23 protein-coding genes are annotated in these 23,531 nt (G+C 61.9%); 16 read left to right on the top strand and 7 right to left on the bottom strand.

Features of this window, described 5'->3' with window-relative positions; translation table 11 throughout:
- Position 1 precedes the first annotated feature (1 nt).
- The 6 genes from FQV27_RS08045 to FQV27_RS08070 all read left to right on the top strand — a co-directional run bounded on the left by FQV27_RS08045 (position 2) and on the right by FQV27_RS08070 (position 7,136).
- The gene (locus tag FQV27_RS08045; protein ID WP_147097328.1) at positions 2–1,585 is read left to right on the top strand and encodes an NADH-quinone oxidoreductase subunit M; all 1,584 of its coding nucleotides are present in this window, start codon (positions 2–4) and stop codon (positions 1,583–1,585) included.
- Between the two features lie 10 nt (positions 1,586–1,595).
- Positions 1,596–3,089, top strand: coding sequence for an NADH-quinone oxidoreductase subunit NuoN (nuoN, locus tag FQV27_RS08050; protein WP_147097329.1), 1,494 nt, complete (start codon positions 1,596–1,598; stop codon positions 3,087–3,089).
- Positions 3,082–3,837 carry a biotin--[acetyl-CoA-carboxylase] ligase gene (locus FQV27_RS08055; RefSeq protein ID WP_147097330.1) on the top strand — a complete coding sequence of 252 codons (756 nt, stop codon included), beginning with the start codon at positions 3,082–3,084 and terminating at the stop codon, positions 3,835–3,837. The genes nuoN and FQV27_RS08055 overlap by 8 nt, the downstream gene beginning before the upstream one ends.
- Complete coding sequence (locus tag FQV27_RS08060) at positions 3,837–4,616, top strand: type III pantothenate kinase (protein ID WP_147097331.1); 780 nt, start codon at positions 3,837–3,839, stop codon at positions 4,614–4,616. Before FQV27_RS08055 ends, FQV27_RS08060 begins: the two co-directional genes overlap by 1 nt.
- A complete protein-coding gene (locus FQV27_RS08065; RefSeq protein WP_147097332.1) occupies positions 4,609–6,282 on the top strand; it encodes a ribonuclease J in 1,674 nt (557 codons plus the stop codon). Before FQV27_RS08060 ends, FQV27_RS08065 begins: the two co-directional genes overlap by 8 nt.
- A 74-nt stretch (positions 6,283–6,356) precedes the next feature.
- Positions 6,357–7,136 carry a bile acid:sodium symporter family protein gene (locus FQV27_RS08070; protein ID WP_147097333.1) on the top strand — a complete coding sequence of 260 codons (780 nt, stop codon included), beginning with the start codon at positions 6,357–6,359 and terminating at the stop codon, positions 7,134–7,136.
- Here FQV27_RS08070 and FQV27_RS08075 read toward each other — a convergent pair.
- Complete coding sequence (locus tag FQV27_RS08075; RefSeq protein WP_147097334.1) at positions 7,133–8,932, bottom strand: SLC13 family permease; 1,800 nt, start codon at positions 8,930–8,932, stop codon at positions 7,133–7,135. The genes FQV27_RS08070 and FQV27_RS08075 overlap by 4 nt on opposite strands.
- A gap of 85 nt (positions 8,933–9,017) precedes the next feature.
- On the opposite strand from FQV27_RS08075, the gene trmB reads away from it, so the two are divergent.
- On the top strand, positions 9,018–9,722 hold the full coding sequence (gene trmB / locus FQV27_RS08080; RefSeq protein ID WP_147097335.1) for a tRNA (guanine(46)-N(7))-methyltransferase TrmB: 705 nt from the start codon (positions 9,018–9,020) through the stop codon (positions 9,720–9,722).
- Positions 9,723–9,845: 123 nt separating this feature from the next.
- On the opposite strand, the gene mazG is transcribed toward trmB, so the two are convergent.
- Entirely contained in the window at positions 9,846–10,715 is an 870-nt protein-coding gene (mazG, locus tag FQV27_RS08085; protein WP_147097336.1) for a nucleoside triphosphate pyrophosphohydrolase, read from the bottom strand.
- A gap of 172 nt (positions 10,716–10,887) precedes the next feature.
- Here mazG and yajC point away from each other — a divergent pair, with 172 nt between their 5' ends.
- The 9 genes from yajC (at position 10,888) to FQV27_RS08130 (ending at position 17,064) form a co-directional block, all read left to right on the top strand.
- The gene (yajC, locus tag FQV27_RS08090) at positions 10,888–11,220 is read left to right on the top strand and encodes a preprotein translocase subunit YajC (RefSeq protein ID WP_147097337.1); all 333 of its coding nucleotides are present in this window, start codon (positions 10,888–10,890) and stop codon (positions 11,218–11,220) included.
- Positions 11,221–11,232: 12 nt separating this feature from the next.
- Entirely contained in the window at positions 11,233–12,897 is a 1,665-nt protein-coding gene (secD, locus tag FQV27_RS08095; protein ID WP_147097338.1) for a protein translocase subunit SecD, read from the top strand.
- A gap of 1 nt (position 12,898) precedes the next feature.
- Positions 12,899–13,873, top strand: a complete 975-nt coding sequence (gene secF / locus FQV27_RS08100; RefSeq protein WP_147097339.1) for a protein translocase subunit SecF — start codon at positions 12,899–12,901, stop codon at positions 13,871–13,873.
- Positions 13,873–14,229: an Mth938-like domain-containing protein gene (locus FQV27_RS08105; RefSeq protein WP_147097340.1), complete on the top strand. Its 357-nt coding sequence runs from the start codon at positions 13,873–13,875 to the stop codon at positions 14,227–14,229. The genes secF and FQV27_RS08105 overlap by 1 nt, the downstream gene beginning before the upstream one ends.
- Positions 14,226–14,858, top strand: a complete 633-nt coding sequence (ccmA, locus tag FQV27_RS08110; RefSeq protein ID WP_147097341.1) for a heme ABC exporter ATP-binding protein CcmA — start codon at positions 14,226–14,228, stop codon at positions 14,856–14,858. Before FQV27_RS08105 ends, ccmA begins: the two co-directional genes overlap by 4 nt.
- A 109-nt stretch (positions 14,859–14,967) precedes the next feature.
- Positions 14,968–15,624 carry a heme exporter protein CcmB gene (ccmB, locus tag FQV27_RS08115; RefSeq protein WP_147097342.1) on the top strand — a complete coding sequence of 219 codons (657 nt, stop codon included), beginning with the start codon at positions 14,968–14,970 and terminating at the stop codon, positions 15,622–15,624.
- 39 nt (positions 15,625–15,663) lie between these two features.
- Complete coding sequence (locus FQV27_RS08120; protein ID WP_147097343.1) at positions 15,664–16,389, top strand: heme ABC transporter permease; 726 nt, start codon at positions 15,664–15,666, stop codon at positions 16,387–16,389.
- Positions 16,386–16,538, top strand: a complete 153-nt coding sequence (gene ccmD, locus FQV27_RS08125; RefSeq protein WP_147097344.1) for a heme exporter protein CcmD — start codon at positions 16,386–16,388, stop codon at positions 16,536–16,538. Before FQV27_RS08120 ends, ccmD begins: the two co-directional genes overlap by 4 nt.
- Positions 16,528–17,064, top strand: a complete 537-nt coding sequence (locus tag FQV27_RS08130) for a DsbE family thiol:disulfide interchange protein (protein ID WP_246133036.1) — start codon at positions 16,528–16,530, stop codon at positions 17,062–17,064. The genes ccmD and FQV27_RS08130 overlap by 11 nt, the downstream gene beginning before the upstream one ends.
- A gap of 3 nt (positions 17,065–17,067) precedes the next feature.
- Here FQV27_RS08130 and FQV27_RS08135 read toward each other — a convergent pair whose 3' ends face one another.
- The 5 genes from FQV27_RS08135 to metZ all read right to left on the bottom strand — a co-directional run bounded on the left by FQV27_RS08135 (position 17,068) and on the right by metZ (position 23,420).
- Entirely contained in the window at positions 17,068–17,421 is a 354-nt protein-coding gene (locus FQV27_RS08135; RefSeq protein ID WP_147097345.1) for a cupin domain-containing protein, read from the bottom strand.
- 480 nt (positions 17,422–17,901) lie between these two features.
- Positions 17,902–18,234 carry a hypothetical protein gene (locus tag FQV27_RS08140; RefSeq protein ID WP_147097346.1) on the bottom strand — a complete coding sequence of 111 codons (333 nt, stop codon included), beginning with the start codon at positions 18,232–18,234 and terminating at the stop codon, positions 17,902–17,904.
- A 481-nt stretch (positions 18,235–18,715) separates the two neighbouring features.
- Complete coding sequence (locus tag FQV27_RS08145) at positions 18,716–21,103, bottom strand: ATP-dependent helicase (protein WP_147097347.1); 2,388 nt, start codon at positions 21,101–21,103, stop codon at positions 18,716–18,718.
- A 65-nt stretch (positions 21,104–21,168) separates the two neighbouring features.
- Positions 21,169–22,146 (bottom strand): GTP cyclohydrolase FolE2, encoded by a 978-nt coding sequence (folE2, locus tag FQV27_RS08150; protein WP_147097348.1) that lies wholly within the window; start codon positions 22,144–22,146, stop codon positions 21,169–21,171.
- Between the two features lie 98 nt (positions 22,147–22,244).
- Positions 22,245–23,420 carry an O-succinylhomoserine sulfhydrylase gene (metZ, locus tag FQV27_RS08155; protein ID WP_147097349.1) on the bottom strand — a complete coding sequence of 392 codons (1,176 nt, stop codon included), beginning with the start codon at positions 23,418–23,420 and terminating at the stop codon, positions 22,245–22,247.
- Positions 23,421–23,531: the final 111 nt, after the last annotated feature.

Raw genomic sequence — 23,531 nt, forward strand, 5'->3', positions numbered from 1 at the left:
GATGACAAATATCCTCTCGATCATCACCTTCCTGCCGCTGGTCGCGGCGCTGATCCTCGCGGTGTTTCTGCGTGGCGATGACGCTGCGGCGAACCGCAACGCGAAATGGCTGGCGCTGATCGCGACCACGGCGACATTCCTGATTTCGCTTTACGTTCTGATCGGATTCGACCGCGGCAATACCGGCTTCCAGTTCGTCGAGGATCGCAGCTGGATCATGGGCCTGCGCTACAAGATGGGCGTCGACGGGATCTCGATCCTGTTCGTGATGCTGACAACCTTCCTGATGCCGCTGACGATCCTGTCCACATGGGAAGTCGAGAATCGCGTCAAGGAATACATGATCGCATTCCTCGTGCTGGAAGGGCTGATGATCGGCGTGTTTACCGCGCTTGATCTGGTGCTGTTCTACCTGTTCTTCGAAGCAGGGCTGATACCGATGTTCCTTATCATCGGCATCTGGGGCGGTCAGAACCGCATTTACGCGGCCTTCAAGTTCTTCCTTTATACCTTCCTCGGCTCGGTTCTGATGCTGGTCGCGATGGTGACGATGTATCGCGCTGCCGGGACGACGGATATCGAACAGCTTCTGGCCTTCGACTTTTCTTCGACCCCGATGCACTTTCTGGGCTGGACGATCTTCGGCGGGCTGCAAACGCTGCTGTTCCTCGCCTTCTTCGCCAGCTTCGCGGTGAAAATGCCGATGTGGCCGGTCCACACGTGGTTGCCGGATGCACACGTTCAGGCCCCGACGGCGGGGTCGGTCGTGCTGGCGGCGGTGCTGCTGAAGATGGGCGGTTACGGCTTCCTGCGTTTCTCGCTGCCGATGTTCCCGGTGGCGTCTGACATCTTCCAGCCGGTCGTCTTCTGGCTGTCGGCTATCGCCATCGTCTACACCTCGCTTGTCGCGCTGGCGCAGTCCGACATGAAGAAGCTGATCGCCTATTCGTCCGTGGCGCATATGGGCTATGTCACGATGGGCATCTTCGCGGCCAATCAGGTCGGCATCGACGGTGCGATCTTCCAGATGCTGTCGCACGGCTTCATTTCTGGTGCGCTGTTCCTGCTGGTCGGCGTGATCTATGACCGCATGCATACCCGCGAGATCGACGCCTATGGCGGTCTCGTGAACCGGATGCCGAAATACGCGCTGGTGTTCATGTTCTTTACCATGGCGAATGTCGGCCTGCCGGGGACGTCAGGATTTGTGGGCGAATTCCTGACCCTGCTTGGCACCTTCCGCGAAAACACCTGGGTCGCCTTCGTTGCGGCGACCGGCGTGATCTTCTCGGCCGGGTATGCGCTGTGGCTGTATCGCCGCGTGACGCTTGGCGCGCTTCTGAAGGAAAGCCTGAAGTCGATCACTGACATGACCCCGCGCGAGCGCTGGATTTTCGTGCCGCTGATCGTCATGACGCTGTGGCTGGGCGTCTATCCGCGCGTCGTGACCGACATTACCGGACCCAGCGTCGAGGCGCTGGTGACGCAGGTTGCCGCTGCAACAGAAACCATGCCCGAAGACCCGGCCGCCTATCGCGTGGTCGAAGCCACGACCGGGGCCGACGCGGCCGCCGCCGAGCACTGAGAGGACCGTCATGACTTCGAACGATTTCACGATCATCATGCCGGAGATCCTACTGGCGGGTTTCGCGTTGCTGGCACTGCTCGCGGGCGCCTATTTCGGCAAGGATAAGCTGGCGCGCACCCTGCTTTGGGTGACTGTTGCCGCGTTCCTTCTGCTGGCCTTCTATGTCGAACTGGGTGCCGCACCCGAAGGCGTGGCCTTTTACGGCATGTTCGTCTCGGATTATTTCTCTCGTTTCTGCAAGATCCTGATCCTGATTTCCGCCGCTGCCGTTCTCGCGATGAGCGCGGATTATATGGACCGTCGCGGAATGCTGCGATTCGAGTTCCCGATCCTGATCGCGCTTGCGGTGATCGGCATGATGGTCATGGTTTCCGCCGGGGATCTGCTGACGCTGTACCTCGGTCTGGAACTGCAATCGCTGTCGCTTTACGTCGTAGCCGCGATGCGCCGCGATTCGACCAAGTCGTCGGAAGCGGGGCTGAAATATTTCGTCCTCGGTTCGCTCAGCTCTGGCCTGCTGCTTTACGGGGCATCGCTTGTCTATGGCTTCGCGGGAACGACGAACTTCGCGGGCATCATAAACGTTGTGCAGGGCGGTGCGCTGCCCGTCGGGCTGCTGTTCGGCATGGTGTTCGTGATCGTCGGTCTGGCCTTCAAGGTTTCGGCGGTGCCGTTCCATATGTGGACGCCTGACGTTTACGAAGGCTCTCCCACGCCGGTCACGGCCTTCTTCGCGACCGCGCCGAAGGTTGCGGCAATGGCGCTTCTGGCGCGCGTGCTGACCGACGCATTCGGCCGTGTGCCGGGGGACTGGGGCCAGATCATCGCGGTTCTGGCGCTGCTGTCGATGTTCCTCGGGTCGATCGCGGGGATCGGGCAGACCAATATCAAGCGCCTGATGGCTTATTCCTCGATCGCGCATATGGGCTTTGCGCTTGTCGGGCTGGCTGCCGGAACCGAGCTCGGCATTCAGGCGATGCTGATCTATATGGCGATCTATGCGGTGATGAATATCGGCGTGTTCGCGTGGATCCTGTCGCTTGAACGTGACGGGGTGCCTGTGGCGGACCTGAACGGTCTGCACCAGTTCGCGCGGACAGAGCCGGTCAAGGCACTGGCGGTGCTGGTCCTGTTCTTCAGCCTCGCGGGTGTTCCGCCGATGCTGGGCTTCTTCGCGAAGTTCGGCGTTCTGAACGCCGCCGTGGATGCGGGGATGAGCTGGCTTGCCGTGGCCGGGGTCATCGCCTCGGTGATCGGTGCGTTCTACTATCTGCGCATCATCTACTACATGTATTTCGGCAATGATGTGGAACCGGTCGGAAGCCGGATGGGCGCGGTGTCCTATGGGTTCCTGATGGTGTCGGCTGCGGCGGTGCTGCTTGGGGCGATTACCATGTTCGGCATCGACCGCGCTGCCGGTCGCGCAGCCGAAACACTGCTGATCGTTGATTCCAATCCCGCCGCGAGCCTTGCGGCAGTGGCGACCCGTCCCGTTGAGTGATCCGGCGACGACCTGGCCCGAGGGCGTCGCGCGGCATGTGCTGCCGCGCAGCTCCTCGACCAACAGCGACGCTCTGCGCCTTGCGCCTCAGATCGAGGGCAAGGCGTGGATCATCACGCATGACCAGTTTCAGGGTCGTGGCCGGCGCGGGCGCGACTGGGAGATGCCGAAGGGAAACTTCGCCGGCTCATTAGCCCTGCGCCCGGATGGAGAGCCGGGACAGGCCGCGCTTTATTCCTTTGTCGCCGCGCTTGCGCTGGCAGATGCGATTGCCGCGGTTGCGGGGCCGTCTGCGCGACTGGCACTGAAATGGCCCAATGACGTGCTGCTGAATGGCGGAAAGGTTGCGGGCATACTTCTGGAAAGCAGTGGGCAGGCGGGGCGCGTCACCGCCCTTGCCGTGGGCATCGGCGTCAACCTGTTCGCAGCCCCGCCAGCCGATAAATCCGCAGCCTTTGCGCCCGTCAGCATTCGCGAAGAAACCGGCATCACCGTATCGCCCGAGGATTTCCTCGACCAGCTTGCGCCCGCATTCGCCGAATGGGAATCGCGCCTTCTTTCCGAGGGGTTCGAGCCGATCCGAAAGGCCTTCCTCGCCCGCGCGGCGCGGCTGGGAGAGATCATTACCGCGCGCACCGGCACCGCCGAGATCACCGGCCGTTTCGAAGGTATCGACGCGAGCGGCGCGCTTATCCTGGCAACCGCGGCGGGCCGGCAGGCGGTGCCTGCGGCAGATGTGTTCTTCTGATGCTGCTCTGTATTGATACCGGCAACACCAATACCGTCTTCTCGATCTGGGATGGCGAGCGTTTCCTGTCGCATTGGCGTATCGCGACCGACCATACGCGCACGGCAGATGAATACTACGTATGGCTGGAGACGCTGATCTCTCTCACCCATTTCGAGCTGGACATAGACCGCTGCATCATCTCGTCCACGGTGCCGCGCGTGGTGTTCAACCTGCGCGTGCTCTGCAACCGCTATTTCAACACCCGCCCGCTCGTGGTCGGCAAGCCCGACTGCCTGCTGCCCGCTCAGCCGCGCGTCGATGCGGGGGCGACGGTCGGACCTGACCGGATCGTGAATACCTGGGCCGCGCATGCCCGCCACGGCGGCGACCTGATCGTCGTCGATTTCGGCACCGCGACGACCTTCGACGTGGCCGATACCGACGGGGCCTATATCGGGGGCGTCATCGCGCCGGGGGTGAACCTGTCCCTTGAAGCGCTGCATATGGGCGCGGCCTCGCTGCCCCATGTCGATGTGACCCGCCCGGAACGCGTCGTCGGCACCAATACGATCGCCTGCATCCAGTCGGGGATCTTCTGGGGCTATATCGGTCTGGTCGAGGGAATTATCGGGAAAATCCGCGCCGAGCGTGCCCGGCCCATGAAAGTAATTGCAACCGGAGGCCTTGCTCCGTTGTTCGAACAGGGGACCGATGTTTTTGACAGCATCGAGGATGACCTGACCGTTCACGGGCTGCGCCTGATCTATGACTTCAACAAGGAGGCGGAAAATGTCTGACCGTCTGATTTATCTGCCGCTTGGCGGCGCGGGCGAAATTGGCATGAACGCCTATGTCTATGGCTATGGAGAGCCGGGCCGCGAACGCCTGATCGTAGTCGATCTTGGTGTGACCTTCGGGGATATGGAAACCACGCCCGGCATTGATCTCATCATGGCCGATGTCGCCTGGCTTCAGGCCAACAAGGACCGGATCGAGGCGATCTTCATTACCCACGCGCACGAGGATCATGTCGGCGCGCTCGGCCTGTTGTGGGACCGCATCGGCGTGCCGGTGCATTGCCGCAAGTTCACGGGCACGCTTGCCCGCATGAAAATGGAAGAACGCGGCCTTTCGCCCGATGCGGTGCGGATTCACGAACCCCGCCCGGAAGTGATCGAGGCAGGCCCCTTCAAGGTGCAGTTCGTCCCGATCAGCCATTCGATCCCTGAAAGCTCTGCGCTGATCATCGACACGCCGGCGGGCCGGATCGTCCATAGCGGCGATTTCAAGCTGGATGGCACGCCGGTCGTGGGCGAGCCCTTCGATCCGATCATGTGGCACGAAATCGCGCGCGAATCCGGCGGGGTGAAGGTTCTGACCTGCGATTCGACGAACGTGTTCAGCCTGCATCCCGGCCGGTCCGAGGCACTGCTTGCCAATCCGCTTCTGGATTTCGTCATGGCCCAGCCGAACATGATCGCTGCGACGACTTTCGCCTCGAACATCGCCCGCCTGAAATCTCTGGCAGAGGCGGGCGCCGCCGCAGGCCGCAAGATCTGCCTTCTTGGCCGCTCCATGCGGCGCATGACGCAGGTTGCGCAGGAAACCGGTATTCTGACGAATTTCCCCGCAACGATCAGCCCCGAAGAGGCCGCAAACCTGCCCCGCAACGAGGTCATGCTGATCGTCACGGGCAGTCAGGGGGAACGTCGCGCAGCGACCGCGCAACTGGCGCGTGGATCGTATCTGGGGATCCGCATGAAGGAAGGCGACAGCTTCCTGTTCAGTTCAAGCGTGATCCCCGGCAATGAGCGGGGTGTGATCCGCATCATGAACCAGTTTTCGGAAATCGGGGTCGATGTCTTCGACAATAACGACGGCACGTTCCATGTCTCCGGCCACGCGAACCGCCCCGATCTGGAGGCCGTGCACGACCTTCTGAAGCCGCAGATACTGATCCCGATGCACGGCGAACATATGCACCTGCGTGAGCATGCCCTGATCGGCGAGAAGAAAGGCATCGCCTCGATCGTCGCGACGAATGGCAACATGGTCGATATCACCGGCGACAAGCCACGCATCGTCGACGAGACCGATCACGGTCGCATCTATCTGGACGGCTCTGTCCTGATCGGGGCGATGGATGGCGTCGTGCGCGACCGCATCCGCATGGCGCTGAACGGCAGTGCCCTGGTCAGTGTGATCGTCGATGAAAGCGACAACCCCTTCCCGGATGCCTGGGTCGAGCTGATGGGTCTGCCTGAAAAGGGACGCTCGAACACGCCGGTCGCCCAGCAGATCGAAAGCGAGCTTGCAGAGTTCCTTGAACGCGCCGATCCCAAGACGGTCGGCGACGATCAGAAGCTGGAAGAAGTCGTGCGCAAGATCACCCGTCAGGTGACGATGGAAGAAATCGGCAAGAAGCCCGAAGTCACCGCGATCATCAGCCGGCTCGCGCCTTAAAGCGGCGCAGGACCGCAGCGTAACGGAACCTCCGGGCCGGGGACGGGTTTGGCTGTCGGGCAGAGGGGGTCCGAATGTTTGCATTGCTGAGCGCAATCACACTCGCGAGCGTGATGTTCGCCACCGGATTGCTGCTTCGCGCCGGCGATTTCAGGCGTTTGGGCGACCAGCCTGTCCCCGCCGTTGCAGGGTTGGCGATGCAGATGCTCTGCCTCCCGGTCGCGGCGCTTCTGATCGGCGCATTCGCCGGCGTTGCCGCTGAAATCGGCGTCGGGCTGACGCTTCTGGCGCTGGCACCGGCCACGGCGGCAAGTCACGTATTGGTCGGGCTGGGTGGCGGCAATATCGGGCTGTCACGGGTGCTGACCGCCTTTTCGACGGTGCTTTTTCTTCCCGTTATGCTGGCGCTCTCGGCTGGCGAGGTCGCGGCGCATTTCTGGCCGCTCTCGATTGCCGCCTATCTGGTCCCGCTGCTGCTGGGGATATGGATCGGCTGGCGAAACCGCCCGCTGGCCGCGCAGATAGAACGGCGCGCGGCACTGGCCGGGTCCGCCTTGACCGGGCTTCTGGCGGTCGCGACCCTTATCGGCGGCTGGCGACAGGTCGATTTCGCGCTGATCGCAAGCTGCCTGACGCTTGCCGGCCTGGCGGTTCTGGCGGGCCTGCTGCTCTTCCCACGGAATCGCAGCAATGGGTTAACCCTTGGACTTTCGGTCAGCATGCAGAATGTCGCGGTGCCGCTGGCTATCGGATTTGGCGGCAGTCTGGGCGTTGCGGCGGCGGTCTATGGCATCGTCATGTATGTCGTTGCGGTCGCAGCGCTTGTCATCTTGCGCCAGATCCGTGGCCGCTAAAGCGGGAAGGTAATCAGAAGCATCGGCACCGATACGAGGATGACGATGATTTCCAGCGGCAGTCCCATGCGCCAGTAATCGCTGAAACGATAGCCGCCGGGGCCGAGGATCAGCGTGTTGTTCTGATGCCCGATGGGCGTCAGGAAGGCGCAGGCGGCCGAGACGGCGACACCCATCAGGAAGGCGTCGGAATTGACCCCGATCTGATTGGCAAGATCAATCGAGACGGGGGCCGCTAGAATCGTCGTCGCGTTGTTGTTCAGGATGTCCGACATGCACATCGTGGCAACCATCAGCAGCGCCAGCGCGACCCAGGGCGGAAAGCCCGATGTCACGCTTTCCAGCCCGCTGGCGATCAGGGCCGAGCCGCCGCTTGTTTCGAATGCCAGGCCAAGCGGGATCATCGCACCCAGCAGCACAATGATCGGCCAGTCGATATGATCGTAAATATCCTCAAGCGACAGGATGCCGCCCAGCACATAAAGGACGATGACGACACCAAGTGCGATCGGCATGGTGATCAGCCCAAGGCTCGTCAGGGTGATCGCGGCTGTGAAAATCGCCAGCGCCGCCCAGAGACGCGATTCTTTCGTGACCTGCGTTGCCCCGCCTTCAAGCGGCATCAGTTCGCGCGGGTCGAGCGCGGCGGCCATGCTTTCTTCGGGCAGCAACAGCAGCAGAACATCGCCGTGGCGGACGCGTTTCGTATTCAGCTTTTCGCGCAGCGTCTGCCCTTCGCGAAGAATGCCAAGCAGCATTCCATCGACTTCGTGTCCGCGAAACAGGTGATCCGCGCGCCGTCCGATCAGGCGCGAGCGCAGCGGCACCACCGCCTCGACCAGAACGCGCCCGCCAGCGTCCAGCCGGGCGCTGCGATCCTCGGCCGTGTCTTCGTCGGACTCGGTCTCGGTTTCGGGATATGCGAGGCCAAGATCGGTGCGAAAATCCTCGATCGCGTCGGGCGAGGCTTCGATGATCAGCCGATCACCGGCGTGAAGCACAATCATCCGTGACGTGCGGTAATAACGGGTTCCTTCGCGCTCGACCGCAAGGATCACGACTTCGCCGGTTGATTCGACGATCTCTCCCAGCGACTTGCCGACCGCGCTGCTCGCTTCGGGCAGAACCAGTTGGGCGACATAATCGCGGAGCTTTTCGCGGCTGTCGGCACCACTGTCATTTTCGTCGCGCCGCGGCAGCAACCGCCAGCCGATCAGCGCTATGAAGCATACGCCTGCAATCGCGACGGTGCCGCCGACGGGCAGGAAGTCGAACATCTGGAAGGCTTCGCCGGTTTCGTTTCGTCGGAACTGCGACACGATGAGGTTAGGGGGCGTGCCGATCATCGTGGTCATACCGCCGAGGATGGTCGCGAAGGCCAGAGGCATCAGTGTCAGCGCCGCGCTGCGTTTCGCACGGCGTGCGGTCTGGATGTCGATGGGCATGAGGATGGCCAGCGCGGCCACATTGTTCATGAAGCCGGAAATCGCGGCCCCGACCGTGCCCATGATGGCAATATGCACCGGAACCGGGCGCTTTGCGCCCGAAAGCAGCCGCGTCAGCATTGCGACCACGCCTGATCGCTGAAGTCCGGCCGTGACCACGAGGATCAGCGCGACCGTCATCGTGGCGGGGTTTGCGAAGCCGGAAAAGGCGTCTTCGGCCGGCACGATCCCGGCCAGCACGCCCGCGATCAGTCCCGCAAATGCCACCAGATCATAGCGCCAGCGCCCCCAGATCATCAGGATCAGGACGGCGGCAAAAATTGCGAAGAGGGTCGCTTGTTCGGTTGTCATGAGGATACGCTGCCCGGCTGTGGGCCGATCCTGTCACGCCCTTGCGGTCTTGACCAGAGCACCTCCTCCGATGCAAGGGAGCGTCATGTCCGACAAAAGCTTTGACCCCAACCCGCCGCACCGCAATTTCTATGGCCGCCGCCACGGCAAGACCCTGCGGCGTAGCCAGAAAGGCTATCTGTCCGAGGATCTTGGCGCTCTGCGTCCGCGCGGGATCACTGCGCTGGAAAATCCGGGGCGCGCGCCCGTCGATCCGGGCGCGATCTTTCGCGACGATCGCCCGCTATGGCTGGAGATCGGCTTTGGCGGGGGTGAACACATGGTTCATATGGCGGCTGCTTACCCCGATATCGGAATGATCGGTTGCGAACCCTTCATCAACGGGGTCGCGATGCTGGTCGGCAAGATCAAGGCGGCGGGGGTCGAAAATGTCAGCGTTCATCCGGGCGATGCGCGCGACATGATGGATGTGCTGCCAGACGGTGTCATCGCAAAGGCCTTTCTGAATTATCCTGATCCCTGGCCGAAAACCCGTCATCACCGCCGCCGCTTCGTCACGCCGGAACATCTGATTCCCTTGCATCGCGTCATGGCGCACGGTGCCGAGTTCCGGGTCGCGACCGACATCCCGTCATATGTTCGCCAGACGTTGGACGAGGTTCCGAAGGCCGGGTTCGAACTGGTCAGCCTGCGCGCGGACGCATGGCCGGACTGGGTTTCCACCCGTTACGAACAAAAGGCGCTGCGCGAGGGCCGGACCCCGACCTATATGTCCTTCCGCCGGGTCTGAGGGCGGAGGCGATTGCACCCTGCTGCGGCTGCCTGAGGGACTGGCGGCCGGGCAGGGTGCGGGTCGTCTCGATACTCATCGGCCTGCCAAACCGATCCGTGCCCCCAGATTGCGCAGGAATTCTTACAATCCGGTTAAATTTTCGCCCTGATCGCGATTATTTTTCTCTGCCGCCTTCGCATCGTCCCAAAGACGGTCCATTTCGGCCAGGTCAGAGTCTTCCGGGCGTCGGCCTTCGCGCGCCAGCGCGGCCTCGATCGACTGGAAGCGGCGGGTGAATTTCGCGTTGGCGCCGCGCAAGGCTTCTTCGGGGTCGATGTCCAGATGCCGCGCAAGATTGGCCATCACGAACAGAAGATCCCCGAATTCCTCGCGCAGATGGGCCGGATCGGCGGTGTCACGTGCTTCGACAAGCTCGGCCGTTTCTTCAGTGATCTTGTCCAGGACCTCGGTGGCGCCGGGCCAGTCGAAACCGACCCGCGCCGCGCGGTTCTGCAGCTTGATCGCGCGTGTCAGCGCCGGAAGGCCAAGTGCGACGCCGTCCAGCACGCCCTTTTCGGCCTTGGCTGCGCGTTCCTTTGCCTTGATCGCCTCCCAGTCCTTGACCTGCTGGGCTGCGGACTTGTCGCGCGATTCGTCGCCGAACACATGCGGATGCCGGTCGATCAGCTTGTCCGAGATTTTCGCGGACACATCGGCGAAATCGAACATTCCCTTTTCATCGGCCATCTGGGCATGGAAAACGACCTGCAGCAGAAGGTCGCCCAGCTCAGATGGAAATTCGTCCCACGCCTCGCGCGCGATGGTATCGGCGACCTCATGCGCTTCCTCGATCGTGTAGGGAGAGATCGACGCAAAATCCTGCTCGATATCCCAGGGACAGCCGGTTTTCGGGTCACGCAGCGCCGCCATGATGCCGATCAGGCGCGCAATCTCGGTTTCGGCACGGCGGATCGGGTCGGGGTTCGCTTCGGGTCGGGTCCTTGCGGTCATCGGTCGCTCCTTCTCTGGCAAGGCGTCGCACAGCCACCGGGCGGAGTCCATCTTCACGCAGGGATTTGCCGCGAAACGCGCGGGCTTCCTTGCTATCCTGACGCCTCAATATTAGGTTGCGCCGCAACTCGCGCGGGCCATCCGCGCCCCCGACCATGCGAAAGGAACGCTGATGTTCGTCACCCCCGCCTATGCTCAAGCCGCCGGAGGCGCTGGCGGCGCAGCCGCGATCACCCAGTTTGTGCCGCTGATCCTGATTTTCGTGATCATGTATTTCCTGATCCTGCGCCCTCAGCAGAAGCGCATGAAGGAACATCGCAACATGGTTTCTGCGCTGAAGCGCGGCGATCAGGTCGTGACGCAGGGCGGGCTGATCGGCAAGGTGACGGACGTGAAGGACGAGGAAGTGACCGTCGAGATCGCGCAGGGCGTCAAGGTCCGCGTGGTGCGTGGCACAATCGCCCAGGTCGTGACCCAGCCGAAGCCTGCCGCCGCCAATTCCTAAGGCTTTTTCGCCATGATGCACATCCAGCTCTGGAAGCGCGTCCTTATTCTGGGCGTGGTGGTGATCGGCCTGATCTGGGCCGCACCGAACCTGTTTTACAGCCGGGTCGAGGCGCATAACGACGCCGTTGCGGCCTCGGAAAATGCCGGGTTCGTCAGTGACGAACAACAGGCGGCAATCGACCGCTGGCCGAACTGGCTGCCCAATGGGCTGGTCAATCTTGGCCTCGACCTGCGCGGCGGCGCGCACCTTCTGGCCGAGGTTCATATCGAGGATGTGTACAAGTCCCGGATGAATTCATTGTGGCCGGAACTGCGCCGCGCGCTTGCGGATCAGCGCGATGTGATTGGTGCCGTGCGCCGCGTGCCCGGCCCCGATGACCGCCTGTCGGTCGAGATCGAGAATGCCGACCAGATGGCGAAGGCCGTCGAAATCGCGCGCGGCCTGTCGACGCCCGTCGTCTCGCTGAGCGGTGCAGGTCAGTCCGATCTGGACATCACTGCGTCCGGCAAGGTCATGACGATCCAGCTTTCCGAGGCTGAAAAGACCGCCACCGATGACCGCACTGTCCAGCAATCGCTGGAGATCATTCGCCGCCGCGTCGACGAGGTCGGCACGAGAGAGCCGACGATCCAGCGGCAGGGTTCGGATCGTATCCTGATTCAGGTGCCGGGCATCGGTTCTGCCTCTGAACTGAAGGCGCTGATCGGGACAACCGCGAAGCTGACATTTAACCCTGTCGTGGGCCGGACCACCGACGCCAATGCGCGCGCTGGTATGGGCAATGTCGTGCTGCCCTCGATGGACGAGCAGGGCGTCTTCTACATTGTCGAGGATACGCCTGTCGTGACGGGCGAGGAACTGACCAATGCCCGGCCCAGCTTCGATCAGAACAGCCAGCCGGCGGTCGATTTCACATTCAACGCCGGGGGCGCGCGTAAATTCGGTGCCTATACGGCGGCCAATATCGGACAGCCCTTCGCCATCGTCCTGGATAACGAGGTGATTTCGGCCCCGGTTATCCGCGACGCGATCACCACGGGTTCAGGCCAGATATCGGGCTCGATGGATGTGGCCGGATCGACCCAGCTTGCGGTCCTGCTGCGCGCGGGCGCACTGCCCGCCGAACTGACCTTTCTGGAAGAACGCACGATCGGCCCCGAGCTTGGGCAGGACAGCATCGACGCGGGCAAGATCGCCTCGATTGTCGGTCTGATCGCGGTTGTCGTGCTGATGGTCGCCAGCTACGGGCTGTTCGGGGTCTTTGCCTCGGTCGCGCTGCTTCTGAATGTCGGGCTGATCTTTGGTGTGCTGTCGATGATCGGCGCCACGCTGACCCTGCCGGGTATTGCCGGGATTGTGCTGACAATCGGCATGGCCGTTGATGCCAACGTGCTGGTTTTCGAACGTATTCGTGAAGAGCTGACCCGTTCCAAGGGCCCGGCCAAGGCAATTGATCTTGGCTATCGTCATGCGATGTCGGCGATTGTCGATGCGAACGTCACGACGCTGATTATTGCCGCGATCCTGTTCTTCCTCGGCTCTGGTCCGGTCAAAGGCTTCGCGGTGACGCTGGCCATCGGGATCGTAACCTCGGTCTTCACGGCGCTTTGGGTGACGCGCCTGCTGATGGTTGTCTGGTTTGACCGCACCCGCCCGAAGAAGATAGAGGTGTGAGATGGCCTGGCGTCTGAAACTCGTCCCCGACAATACGAAAATCGACTTCTTTCGTTTGCAGACCATAACCTTCGGGTTTTCGACACTGCTCGCAATCGGGTCCGTCATCTGCCTGCTGGTGATGGGGCTGAACTTCGGCATCGACTTCCGTGGCGGCACCACGATCCGCACCGAAGCGGCCCAGCCGGTAGATGTCGGTGCGTATCGGCAGGCGCTGGCACCGCTGAACCTTGGCGATGTGGCGATCACCGAGGTGTTCGATCCGACCTTCGGGGCGGAAAAGCATGTCGCGCAGATCCGCATTCAGGCGCAAGAAGGTTCGGAAGCCGCCAGCCCCGAGGTGATCGCGCAGATCGAGAATGCGCTTAAGCCGGTTGATTCCTCGATTACGTTTCCGCAGGTCGAATCTGTTGGCCCGAAAGTCTCGGGCGAGCTTATCAAGACCGCCGTTCTGGCCGTTCTGGCGTCGCTCGCGGCGATTTCGGCCTATATCTGGCTGCGCTTCGAATGGCAGTTCGCGATGGGGGCGTTTGTGTCGCTGATCCATGACGTGCTGATCACGCTTGGCATATTCAGCCTGTTCCAGATCAAGTTCGATCTGACCACCATCGCCGCCTTGCTGACGATCCTTGGTTATTCGATCAACGACACTGTCGTCGTCTTTGACCGCCTTCGCGAGAACCTGATGAAGTTCAAGGCTATGCCGCTTCGTGACGTGATGAACCTGTCGGTGAACGAAACGCTCAGCCGTACGGTGATGACCTCCGGCACGACGCTTGTGGCGCTGATCGCGCTGCTGGCGCTGGGTGGTGACGTGATCCGCGGTTTCGTTTTCGCGATCACCTTCGGGATTGTCATCGGGACGTATTCCTCGATCTATGTCGCGAAGAACATCGTGCTGTGGCTCGGGGTGAAACGTGACTGGTCGAAGCCCGACCCCGAGGCGCTGCCCGAGAAGTTTACCGAGGCACCCTGATGCAGTTGACCGAGGCCGAATACCCCTCTGACATGACGCCGGTCGATGGCTACGGCCCCGGCTTCTTCCGGGTTGCCGGAAAGCTTCATGAGGGTGGGGTGATCGTCTCGGCAAAGGGGGTTCAGGGCTGGGCAGGGCTGGATGACCGGGCCCCGCTTCTGGCGCTGGCGGATCATGCAGATGTTCTGTTTCTTGGCATGGGCGGCGATATCGCGATCCCGCCGCGCGACCTGATCGAGGCACTGGCCGCGCGCGGCCTCATGGCCGAGGCGATGTCGTCGCCGTCGGCGGCGCGCAGCTATAACGTGCTTCTGGCCGAGGGGCGCCGCGTCGCCTGCGCGCTTATCCCGGTATGAGCCTGCTATCCGTCCATGATCTTGCCGTTGCGCGCGGTGGGATGCGGGCGGTTGAAGGGGTTTCTTTCACGCTGGATGCCGGGCAGGCGCTGATCCTGCGCGGACCGAACGGAATCGGCAAGACGACGCTTCTGCGATGCCTTGCGGGGCTGCAGCCGCCGGTCGCGGGGCGCATTCAGATGGCGCCCGACAGCGCCGCCTATGCTGCCCATGCAGATGGTCTAAAATCGACCCTGACCGTCGCAGAGAACCTTGCATTCTGGGCGCGGATATTTGATCGCGCCGACATCGCGCCGGCATTGGCGGCGATGAACCTTCAGGGCCTGCGGGATCGCGCGGCGGCTACCCTTTCCGCGGGGCAGAAGCGCCGTCTTGGTCTGGCGCGCCTGCTTGTCACGGGCCGTGCGGTCTGGCTTCTGGACGAACCGACGATCTCGCTCGACGCTGCGTCGGCCGCATTATTCGCCGATGTGGTGCGCAGCCATTTGGCGCAAGGCGGAGTGACCGTCATCGCCACCCATATCGACCTGTCCTTGCCACAGGCGCAGGTGATCGACCTGACTGAGTACCGCGCCAACCCCGGTGCGCCCTCAGCGCGACCCGCAGGCTTTAACGAGGCATTCGCATGAGCGGTGCGACGCCAGATACCCGCGTGGCGGGCAATGCCGTCCGCTGTCCTGACCGCCCGCGACACGTGGCTTTGCGGCATCGCGTGGTGCCTTGTCCGGGGCAGGCGACATGATCGCGCTTCTGCTGCGCGATCTGCGTCTGGCCACCAGGGCGGGCGGGGGCTTCGGCCTGGGCCTTGGCTTCTTTCTGATCCTCTGCGCGCTGATTCCCTTTGGCACCGGGCCGGATACCGACGTGCTGGCAAGCATCGCGCCGGGCATTTTGTGGGTCGGTGCGCTTCTCGCCTGCCTTTTGTCGCTTGACCGGATCTTCGCGCTCGATTTCGAAGATGGCTCGCTCGACCTCATCGCCACCTCGCCGATACCGCTGGAATGCGCGGTCATCGCGAAGGCTGCCGCGCATTGGCTGACCTCTGGCCTGCCGCTGATCGTGGCAGCACCCCTGTTCGGCGTGCTGCTGCAGATGCCCGCTGCGGCGAATGGCTGGCTGGTGCTGTCGCTGCTGATTGGCACACCGGCGCTGTCCTTGCTGGGCGCGTTCGGCGCGGCGCTGACTGTCGGGCTGCGCCGCGGCGGGTTGCTGTTGTCGTTGCTCGTGCTGCCGCTTTATGTCCCGACCCTGATTTTCGGGGCCGAGGCGACCCGGCGCGGCGCGGCTGGCATGGATGCCAGCACCCCGCTGGTCTTTCTGGCCGCGATCACTTTGCTGACAGTTGCGCTGATACCATTCGCGGCGGCTGCGGCAATCCGTATCAACCTGCGCTAGACCCTTCACCAGCGCGTCAGGGCGCGATAAGGAAAGCCCATGTCGATCTGGGAATATGCCAACCCCGTCAAGTTCATGCGCCTTTCGGGCGCGATCCTGCCTTGGGTGGCCGCTGGCGCGGCGATTTGCACTGTCGCGGGGCTGGTCTGGGGCGTTTTGACGCCGCCTGACTACCGGCAGGGCGCGTCCGTAAAGATCATGTTCCTGCATGTCCCGGCCGCCATGATGGCGATCAATATCTGGCTGATGATGCTGGTCGCCTCGCTCATCTGGCTCATTCGCCGCCACCATGTCAGCGCGCTGGCCGCCAAGGCGGCCGCCCCGATCGGCGCGGTCATGACCGTGATCGCGCTGGTGACGGGCGCGGCATGGGGTCAGCCGACATGGGGAACGTGGTGGGAATGGGACCCGCGTCTGACAAGCTTTCTTGTCCTGTTTCTGTTCTATATCGGCTATATCGCGCTGTGGGAGGCGGTCGAAGACCCTGACAGCGCCGCCGATCTGACCGGCATCCTTTGCCTTGTCGGGTCGGTTTTCGCGCTGATCTCGCGCTATGCCGCCATGTTCTGGAGCCAGGGCATCCATCAGGGATCGTCCCTGTCCGTGGCGCCCGGCGAACGGATGAGCGCGGTCTACCGCTATCCGCTTTACCTCACGATGCTGGGCTTTTTCCTGCTGTTTCTGACGCTGGTGCTGATCCGCACGCGCACCGAGATCCGCCTGCGCCGCACCGCGGCCCTGCAAGCCCGAGAGGCGCGCCAATGACCGAGCTTGGTAAATATGCCGTCCCCGTCCTTCTGTCCTATGGCGTCGGGCTGACGCTTCTTGCGCTGCTGATCTGGAATACCCTGTCGCGCAATGCCCGCGCCCGTCATGCGCTGGAACAGCAGGAAGGCGAGCGCGATGCGCGTTAAACCCCTGCTGCTCCTGCCGCCGCTGATCTTTCTTGGCATCGCGCTTGTGTTCATCTGGGGAATGCAGCGCGATGACCCGACGGGGCTGCCCTCGACCTTTATCGGCCGGCAAGCGCCTGCGGTTCCGCAAACGACGCTGCCCGGCAATACCCAACTGACCGACGATATGCTGCGCCAGCCCGGCGTTAAGCTGGTGAATTTCTGGGCCAGCTGGTGCCCGCCCTGCCGGGCCGAACATCCGACCCTGACCGAGCTGTCAGCGCGGCTGCCCGTCTATGGCGTCGATCTGCGCGATAAGGATGCCGACGCCCTGCGTTTTCTGGCCCAGGACGGAAATCCCTTCCATGCCATCGCCACCGACCCGCGTGGCCGCGCGGCGATCGACTGGGGTGTAACCGCCCCGCCGGAAACCTTCATCATCGACGCCGATGGTCGCATCCTTTACCGCCATGCCGGCCCTCTGGTGCGCGAGGATTATACGAACCGCTTCCTTCCAGAACTGGAAAAGGCGCTTGCGGCGGAATAGCCGCTATTCCAGATCGTCCTGAATCCAGACCGGGCTGTGATGGACATCCACCGTCCTCAGCCGCCCCGGCCCGAGATTCCAGAACTTATGCGGCACATCCGGCGGCCCGATCAGCACATCGCCGGCCACCGCATCAATCATCTGATCGCCGACCTGATAGCGGCCATTACCATCCAGCACGATAAACGTCTCTGGGTAGGGATGGGTGTGCAGCACCGGCCCCTTGCCGATCTCGTCAGTCTCATAGAATGCCAGCGTGATCTCAGTCCCCATCCGCTCGCCCGTCAGGCTGCCGCGCCAAGTCTCGGGAAAGCGTTCCCATTCGGATTGGGTGAAGTGTTGAGTCTTGACCAACATGCTCTCCGCTTTTGCTGCGCCCTCGCCGGACATACCAACCCATCGGGACGAAAAGCGCAACAGAGGGCGAGCACCTGCCCGCCGGGACGGGCAGGTGCTCGCCCGACGGGCTGCGCCCTTGTTCCGTGCGCGGCGCTGATGCGAAGGTCGGCTTCGAGCCCATTTTGGACGATGCTGCGGTGCGTGGGAATGCCCGCTTATTCAAGGGCTACCACAACGTATAAATCTCGGGCTATGCGTCAGAAAATACAAAGCATCAATTCCACCAGTATTTCAAGGACGAATTCAACCCATTACATGAATGGCAGATATTTCTGGTACAGTTTGAATTTTCTGTAGATAAGCTTCAAGGATTTGCCTCAAGTTGTTGTCTCGGAACTCTAGGTGCTGGCCGGACCCAATCGCTGCACGTTGTTCAAATAGAGCTACAATAATCCCGCTCTAGCAGGGCGGCTTCGCCAAATTTAATCAAACTCCACCTTATTTTTGCGTTATCAACAGGGTGGTTGGGTCGCCAAGTGACGAAAAAGCTTCTTTAGCGTTATAGAGGCATTCCTCGCTCGTCAAAACAATAGCCGTTTTAGCTCCTGTTGCGAGAAATAATCCACTATCTGCTGGATGCATTGCGTGGGGTGCAACTGTGTAGGGAGATTGTCGATATTCTGCCGGGACTTCATCCATCTCAAGACAACTAAGGATGACAAGTGTCTCGGCACCCACGGTTACCTCGGGCGGCCTTACTTCAAAGACCTGTGCGTGCAACGTAGCTGGTAAGCTAGCCAACACTGAAAAAAACAAGCAAGAAATTTTCATCGCGGCATGCTCCAATTTCTGAACCCATCAGACTTCTAACGCTCGGTCCTCACGGATCATCGAGATCGAACTATTGGCCATTTGAACATTGCAGCCGGTAGCGTGTCAATGTTCATCTCAAATTCAAATGTTTAGAGGGTGCACTCATCGTCGTGGAAATTAGCTGTGGTGCTAGCTCGCGCCATTTAATTTCTGGCGTGCTTATTGTCTGACACCTCCTTGCCTTGGACGATCTCGCAGATTGCCCGATACTATGACTACTCCCTTAAACAGGGTCGTCGATTGTGAATTTGTACCGAGAGGTCGTACTAATCGGCGTGAGGAGGCGAGGGAATATTCACTAACTACTCGCACGAGCCTCTCCAGTAATTCCGCACAAATCCTGTTCATTGGGCGGAGAGAACTCTGACCACTAGAAGCAGCCATTCGTGCAGCCGCAGCGAATTGGCGCTCCGTCCGCATCGCTGACTTTCGGTCCTCCTCAAAACGGCACATCATCCTCGGCCCCCACGGGCTGCACATATCCAGCCTTCACATTCTTGAACCCGGCTTCGAACTGGATGGTCAGCGTATCCTCGGCGATGCCCATCACCGTGCCTTCGCCGAATTTCGGGTGAGTCACGCGGTCGCCGACGCTGAACCCCACGGCCTCGGCGTCGATGACCACGGCGGCGGGGGTGCGGGGCTTGGCCCGTTGATCGCCGCGTTCGGCCATGCGCTTCCAGCCCGGCGAGTTGTAGACATCGGCATTCGCCGCCCGGCTGTGCATGGACGCCCCGAAATCGGGTGAGCCTGCGGCCACCGCCGCCGCGCCATAGCCCTGCCCGTAAAGGCCGGGGGCGGTCAGGACGTCGATATGTTCCTCGGGCAATTCGTCGATGAAGCGCGAGGGCAGGGATGACTGCCATTGCCCATACATCCGCCGGTTTCCGGCAAAGCTGATCGTGGCCAGCTTCTCGGCGCGGGTCAGGCCGACATAGGCCAGTCGCCGCTCCTCCTCCAGCCCCTTCATGCCGGATTCGTCCATGCTGCGCTGACTGGGGAACAACCCGTCTTCCCATCCCGGCAAGAAGACGATGGGATATTCCAGCCCCTTCGCGGCATGCAGCGTCATGATCGACACGGCGTCCTGCGCCTCGTCATTGTCGCGGTCCATCACCAGGGCCACATGTTCCAGAAAACCCTGAAGATTGTCGAATTCTTCCAGTGCCTTGACCAGTTCTTTCAGGTTTTCCAGCCGTCCCGGCGCGTCAGGCGATTTGTCGTTCTGCCACATGGCGGTATAGCCGGACTCGTCCAGAATCCGCTCTGCCAGCTCGACATGATTGAAGGTGCTATCCAGCGCATCGGCATGAAAACGCCCCATCGCATCGACGAATTCGCGCAGGTTCGCGGCACCCTTGCCACCCAGCAGGCCATTCGCGACGGCGGATTGCGCGCCGATCAGCAGCGGCTCGCCCAGATCGCGCGCCTCTTTCTGGATGGTCTGCACCGCCTTGTCGCCAAGCCCGCGTTTAGGCGTGTTCACCACACGCTCGAAAGCCAAATCGTCCGTAGGGCTGACGGCCAGCCGGAAATAGGCCATCGCATCGCGGATTTCCTGCCGTTCATAGAAACGCGGCCCGCCGATCACGCGGTAAGGCAGGCCGATTGTCAGGAACCGGTCCTCGAACCCGCGCATCTGATGGCTGGCGCGCACCAGAATTGCCACGTCGTTCAGGTCGTGCTTGCCGATGCTGCGGCGGGTGCCGGCGTGAAAATCCTCGATCTCTTCGCCGATCCAGCGGGCTTCGGCCTCAGAATCCCAATGTCCGATAAGGCGGACTTGCGGGCCATCCGTGCTGTCGGTCCACAGCGTCTTGACAAGCCGTCCCTTGTTCGCTGCAATCAGCCCGGACGCCGCCCCAAGGATTTGCGGGGTGGAACGATAATTCTGTTCCAGCCGGATCACCTGCGCGCCCGGAAAATCCTTTTCGAAGCGCAGGATGTTGCCGACCTCTGCCCCGCGCCAGCCATAGATCGACTGATCGTCATCGCCCACGCAGCAGATATTGTGATGCCCCTGCGCCAGCAATCGCAGCCACATATACTGGGCGACGTTCGTATCCTGATATTCGTCCACGAGGATATAGCGGAAGCGGTTCTGCCACTGCTTCAGAATATCGGGATGTGCCTGAAACAGCGTCACGCAATGCAGCAGCAGATCGCCGAAATCGACGGCGTTCAGCGCCAGCAGGCGTTCCTGATAGGCGCGGTAAAGCTGCACGCCCTTGCCATCGTAAGCCGCGCCTTCCGCGCGCGAGACCTTGTCGGGCGTCAGCGCGCGGTTCTTCCAGCCGTCGATCATTCCGGCCAGTTGCCGCGCCGGCCACCGCTTTTCGTCGATATTTTCGGCCGAGATCAGCTGCTTCAGCAGCCGCAACTGGTCGTCGGTATCCAGAATGGTGAAGGTCGGCTTCAGATGCAGATTGCCCGCGCCGATCAGTTCCGCATGGCGGCGCAGGATCTTGACGCTGACGCTGTGAAATGTCCCCAGCCACGGCATGCCTTCAATCGCGTCGCCCAGAAGCCGCCCGATCCGGTCGCGCATCTCCCGCGCGGCCTTGTTGGTAAACGTCACCGCCAGAATCTGCCCCGGAAAGGCCCGCCCCGTCGCGATGATATGCGCGATTCGCGTGGTCAGCGCGCGCGTCTTGCCGGTGCCGGCACCCGCCAGCATCAGAACCGGGCCATCCAGCGCCTCAACCGCCTGACGCTGTGCATCATTCAGCCCGTCCAGATAGGGCGGGGGACCAGCCGGCACACCCATGGCGCGTTGCGACAGGCTAAGCTTGCGCTCGGCGGCTTCGAAGGGATCGTCATCCATCATGGCTGAACCATAGCGCTGAAACGCCCTGTCGGAAAGTGGTGTTCTTGAATTGTTCGTGCGCGCCGTCAGCTTCGATGCAGCAGGCTGGCAAAGGTCGTCGGATCAAGGCTGTCCTGCGCGAAGGTCGGCCCGTTGACCAGCATCGACACCGCGTCATGGCTGTGAAGCGATTCCTGATGACTGGCAATGACGCGAAAATCGCCGATGCGCGAATCGGCGATCAGCTTCTCGGCAAAGCTGCGCACGGCATCCTCGACAAAGATCGGGTTCGAGGCGTTCAGTTCAGCGAAGGCCTGTTCATCCTCGCGCTTGACCATGACCTGCGTTTCGGTCGGCACGGCGGCGCGGCACAGTTCGATCATGTCTTCGAACCACAGCCGGTCATGGCCCTTCATCTCGACCGAGATGCGGGCCACGGACCGCTGCGAATGCGGCGTCGCCAGCCTTCCCCGGCTTTCACGGGCATGTTCCGACAGTTCCAGCGAACAGGGGCAGGTCGAGGAATAGACGTAATCGACATGCATGATCCGCCGTCGCTGGCCCTGATGTTCGATCAGTTCCAGCGCGATGTCGTAATACTGCCAGCCCGACAGGCCCGAACGCAGCGAATCCACCCGCACGGGATAGGAAAACCGCATCTGGATGCGGGCATCCATGCTATCTAGATCGTCCTTGTAATCATCCAGCGCCGTCTGCAGCACGTCGAGGCTGAATTCCTTGTCGGCATGGGCATAGAAGCTGCGCATGATGCGGCTCATATTGATGCCCTTGCGGTCGGCTTCCAGACTGACGGTGCCGGTCACGCTGGTTTCCAGCGTGATCTCGCCGCCGTCGCGGGTCTGATAACGGATGGGCAGGCGGAAATTCGAAATGCCGACATGCTGGATCAGCACATTCGCACCGACGATCAGGCTGGCCGGACCGTTCTGCAGGTCGGGCAGGCTGGCCTTGTATTGCGGATCGACCTTGAAGTCGGCGTCGTATTCGCGCGAAAGCGCGGGATAGACGGTCGGCGGGCGCGGCGTGTTCACGGGCGGCTCCATGGCTGTTCGCGGCTTGGATATATGATGAATTCCGCCAAATCCAACGAGTTCCGGCGGGAAAGGGACAGATTGCCGTTTCTCCCGCCGGGATTGGCCGTTTATTCCAGCGCCTGACGCAGATCGGCGATCAGATCGTCGGGATGCTCCAGCCCGACGGACAGGCGCACCAGACCCGATGTGATGCCAAGGGCAAGCCGGTCCTCTTCGCTCAGCCGCTGGTGCGTCGTTGTGGTCGGATGGGTGACGATCGACTTGGCATCGCCCAGATTGTTGGAAATCAGGATCAGCTCCAGCCGGTTCAGCACCTCGAACGCTGCGTCGCGGCCGCCCACGATCTCCATCGCGATCATGGTTCCGCCCGATTCCATCTGCGACATTGCCAGATCATGCTGAGGATGATCCGGCAGTCCGGGATAGATCAGCTTCGACAGTTTCGGATGCCCCCGCAAATCGTTGGCGATGGCCTCGGCGCTGTCGGCCATGGCGCGAACGCGCAGGTCCATCGTCGTCAGCCCGGTCAGCATCAGCCAGGAATTGAACGGGCTGATCGCGCCGCCGGAATGTTTCAGATAGGGCTCGGCCACCTCGCGCACGAAATGCCGCGTGCCGCAGATCACCCCGCCAAGCGCCCGGCCTGCGCCGTCGATATGCTTCGTCGTCGAATAGATCACCACATCCGCGCCCTGTTCCACCGCGCGGGAAAAGACCGGCGTGGCGAAGACGTTATCGACCATCACCAGCGCACCGACCTCATGGGCGATGTCGGCGACGGCGGCGATGTCGATGACTTCCAGCGTCGGGTTGGAAACGGATTCGAAGAAGACGGCGACCGTGCCTTCACGCACGGCGGCCCGCCACTGATCCAGATCGGTGCCGTCCACCAGCGTAACCTCGACCCCGAAGCGCCTCAGCACGTCGAAAATATAAAGGTTCGATCCGAACAGCGCGCGGGCGGCGACGACATGGCTGCCCTGCTGGCAGACCGCCATCAGCGCGCCGTTGACCGCGGCCATGCCCGAGGTTGTCGCGAAAGCGTCCTCGGTCCCTTCAAGTGCTGCGATCCGGTCTTCGAACATGCGGTTCGTGGGATTGCCATAGCGGGCATAGATGAATTCATCCTCGCCCACCTTTTCGAACCGTGCCTGTGCCTGCTCGGCAGTGTCATAGGCGAAGCCCTGCGTCATGAACATCGCCTCGGCCATCTCGCCATATTGGCTGCGACGGGTGCCGGCGTGTACGGCAAGGCTGCGCTTGTGCAGATTGCGTTTGTTCATGATGTGCCTCGTGTGTTGCGTCCCCGCGTTAAACCCGCGTCCCGGCGATGGCAAGGATTTGCTGGGCGCGGGCGCACTTGCCCGCTGTTACGTGCCCGTCACGTCGCGGTC

This window comes from Paracoccus aurantiacus (assembly GCF_007993065.1).
GTDB classification, from domain to species: domain Bacteria; phylum Pseudomonadota; class Alphaproteobacteria; order Rhodobacterales; family Rhodobacteraceae; genus Paracoccus; species Paracoccus aurantiacus.

Bases quoted from the DNA above. Each gene is read 5' to 3' on its own strand.
- FQV27_RS08045 (WP_147097328.1), top strand. From the start codon at position 2: ATGACAAATATCCTCTCGATCATCACCTTCCTGCCGCTGGTCGCGGCG.
- nuoN (WP_147097329.1), top strand. From the start codon at position 1,596: ATGACTTCGAACGATTTCACGATCATCATGCCGGAGATCCTACTGGCG.
- FQV27_RS08060 (WP_147097331.1), top strand. From the start codon at position 3,837: ATGCTGCTCTGTATTGATACCGGCAACACCAATACCGTCTTCTCGATC.
- FQV27_RS08065 (WP_147097332.1), top strand. From the start codon at position 4,609: ATGTCTGACCGTCTGATTTATCTGCCGCTTGGCGGCGCGGGCGAAATT.
- FQV27_RS08070 (WP_147097333.1), top strand. From the start codon at position 6,357: ATGTTTGCATTGCTGAGCGCAATCACACTCGCGAGCGTGATGTTCGCC.
- FQV27_RS08075 (WP_147097334.1), bottom strand. From the start codon at position 8,932: ATGACAACCGAACAAGCGACCCTCTTCGCAATTTTTGCCGCCGTCCTG.
- trmB (WP_147097335.1), top strand. From the start codon at position 9,018: ATGTCCGACAAAAGCTTTGACCCCAACCCGCCGCACCGCAATTTCTAT.
- mazG (WP_147097336.1), bottom strand. From the start codon at position 10,715: ATGACCGCAAGGACCCGACCCGAAGCGAACCCCGACCCGATCCGCCGT.
- yajC (WP_147097337.1), top strand. From the start codon at position 10,888: ATGTTCGTCACCCCCGCCTATGCTCAAGCCGCCGGAGGCGCTGGCGGC.
- secD (WP_147097338.1), top strand. From the start codon at position 11,233: ATGATGCACATCCAGCTCTGGAAGCGCGTCCTTATTCTGGGCGTGGTG.
- secF (WP_147097339.1), top strand. From the start codon at position 12,899: ATGGCCTGGCGTCTGAAACTCGTCCCCGACAATACGAAAATCGACTTC.
- FQV27_RS08105 (WP_147097340.1), top strand. From the start codon at position 13,873: ATGCAGTTGACCGAGGCCGAATACCCCTCTGACATGACGCCGGTCGAT.
- ccmA (WP_147097341.1), top strand. From the start codon at position 14,226: ATGAGCCTGCTATCCGTCCATGATCTTGCCGTTGCGCGCGGTGGGATG.
- ccmB (WP_147097342.1), top strand. From the start codon at position 14,968: ATGATCGCGCTTCTGCTGCGCGATCTGCGTCTGGCCACCAGGGCGGGC.
- FQV27_RS08120 (WP_147097343.1), top strand. From the start codon at position 15,664: ATGTCGATCTGGGAATATGCCAACCCCGTCAAGTTCATGCGCCTTTCG.
- ccmD (WP_147097344.1), top strand. From the start codon at position 16,386: ATGACCGAGCTTGGTAAATATGCCGTCCCCGTCCTTCTGTCCTATGGC.
- FQV27_RS08130 (WP_246133036.1), top strand. From the start codon at position 16,528: ATGCGCGTTAAACCCCTGCTGCTCCTGCCGCCGCTGATCTTTCTTGGC.
- FQV27_RS08135 (WP_147097345.1), bottom strand. From the start codon at position 17,421: ATGTTGGTCAAGACTCAACACTTCACCCAATCCGAATGGGAACGCTTT.
- FQV27_RS08140 (WP_147097346.1), bottom strand. From the start codon at position 18,234: ATGAAAATTTCTTGCTTGTTTTTTTCAGTGTTGGCTAGCTTACCAGCT.
- FQV27_RS08145 (WP_147097347.1), bottom strand. From the start codon at position 21,103: ATGATGGATGACGATCCCTTCGAAGCCGCCGAGCGCAAGCTTAGCCTG.
- folE2 (WP_147097348.1), bottom strand. From the start codon at position 22,146: ATGGAGCCGCCCGTGAACACGCCGCGCCCGCCGACCGTCTATCCCGCG.
- metZ (WP_147097349.1), bottom strand. From the start codon at position 23,420: ATGAACAAACGCAATCTGCACAAGCGCAGCCTTGCCGTACACGCCGGC.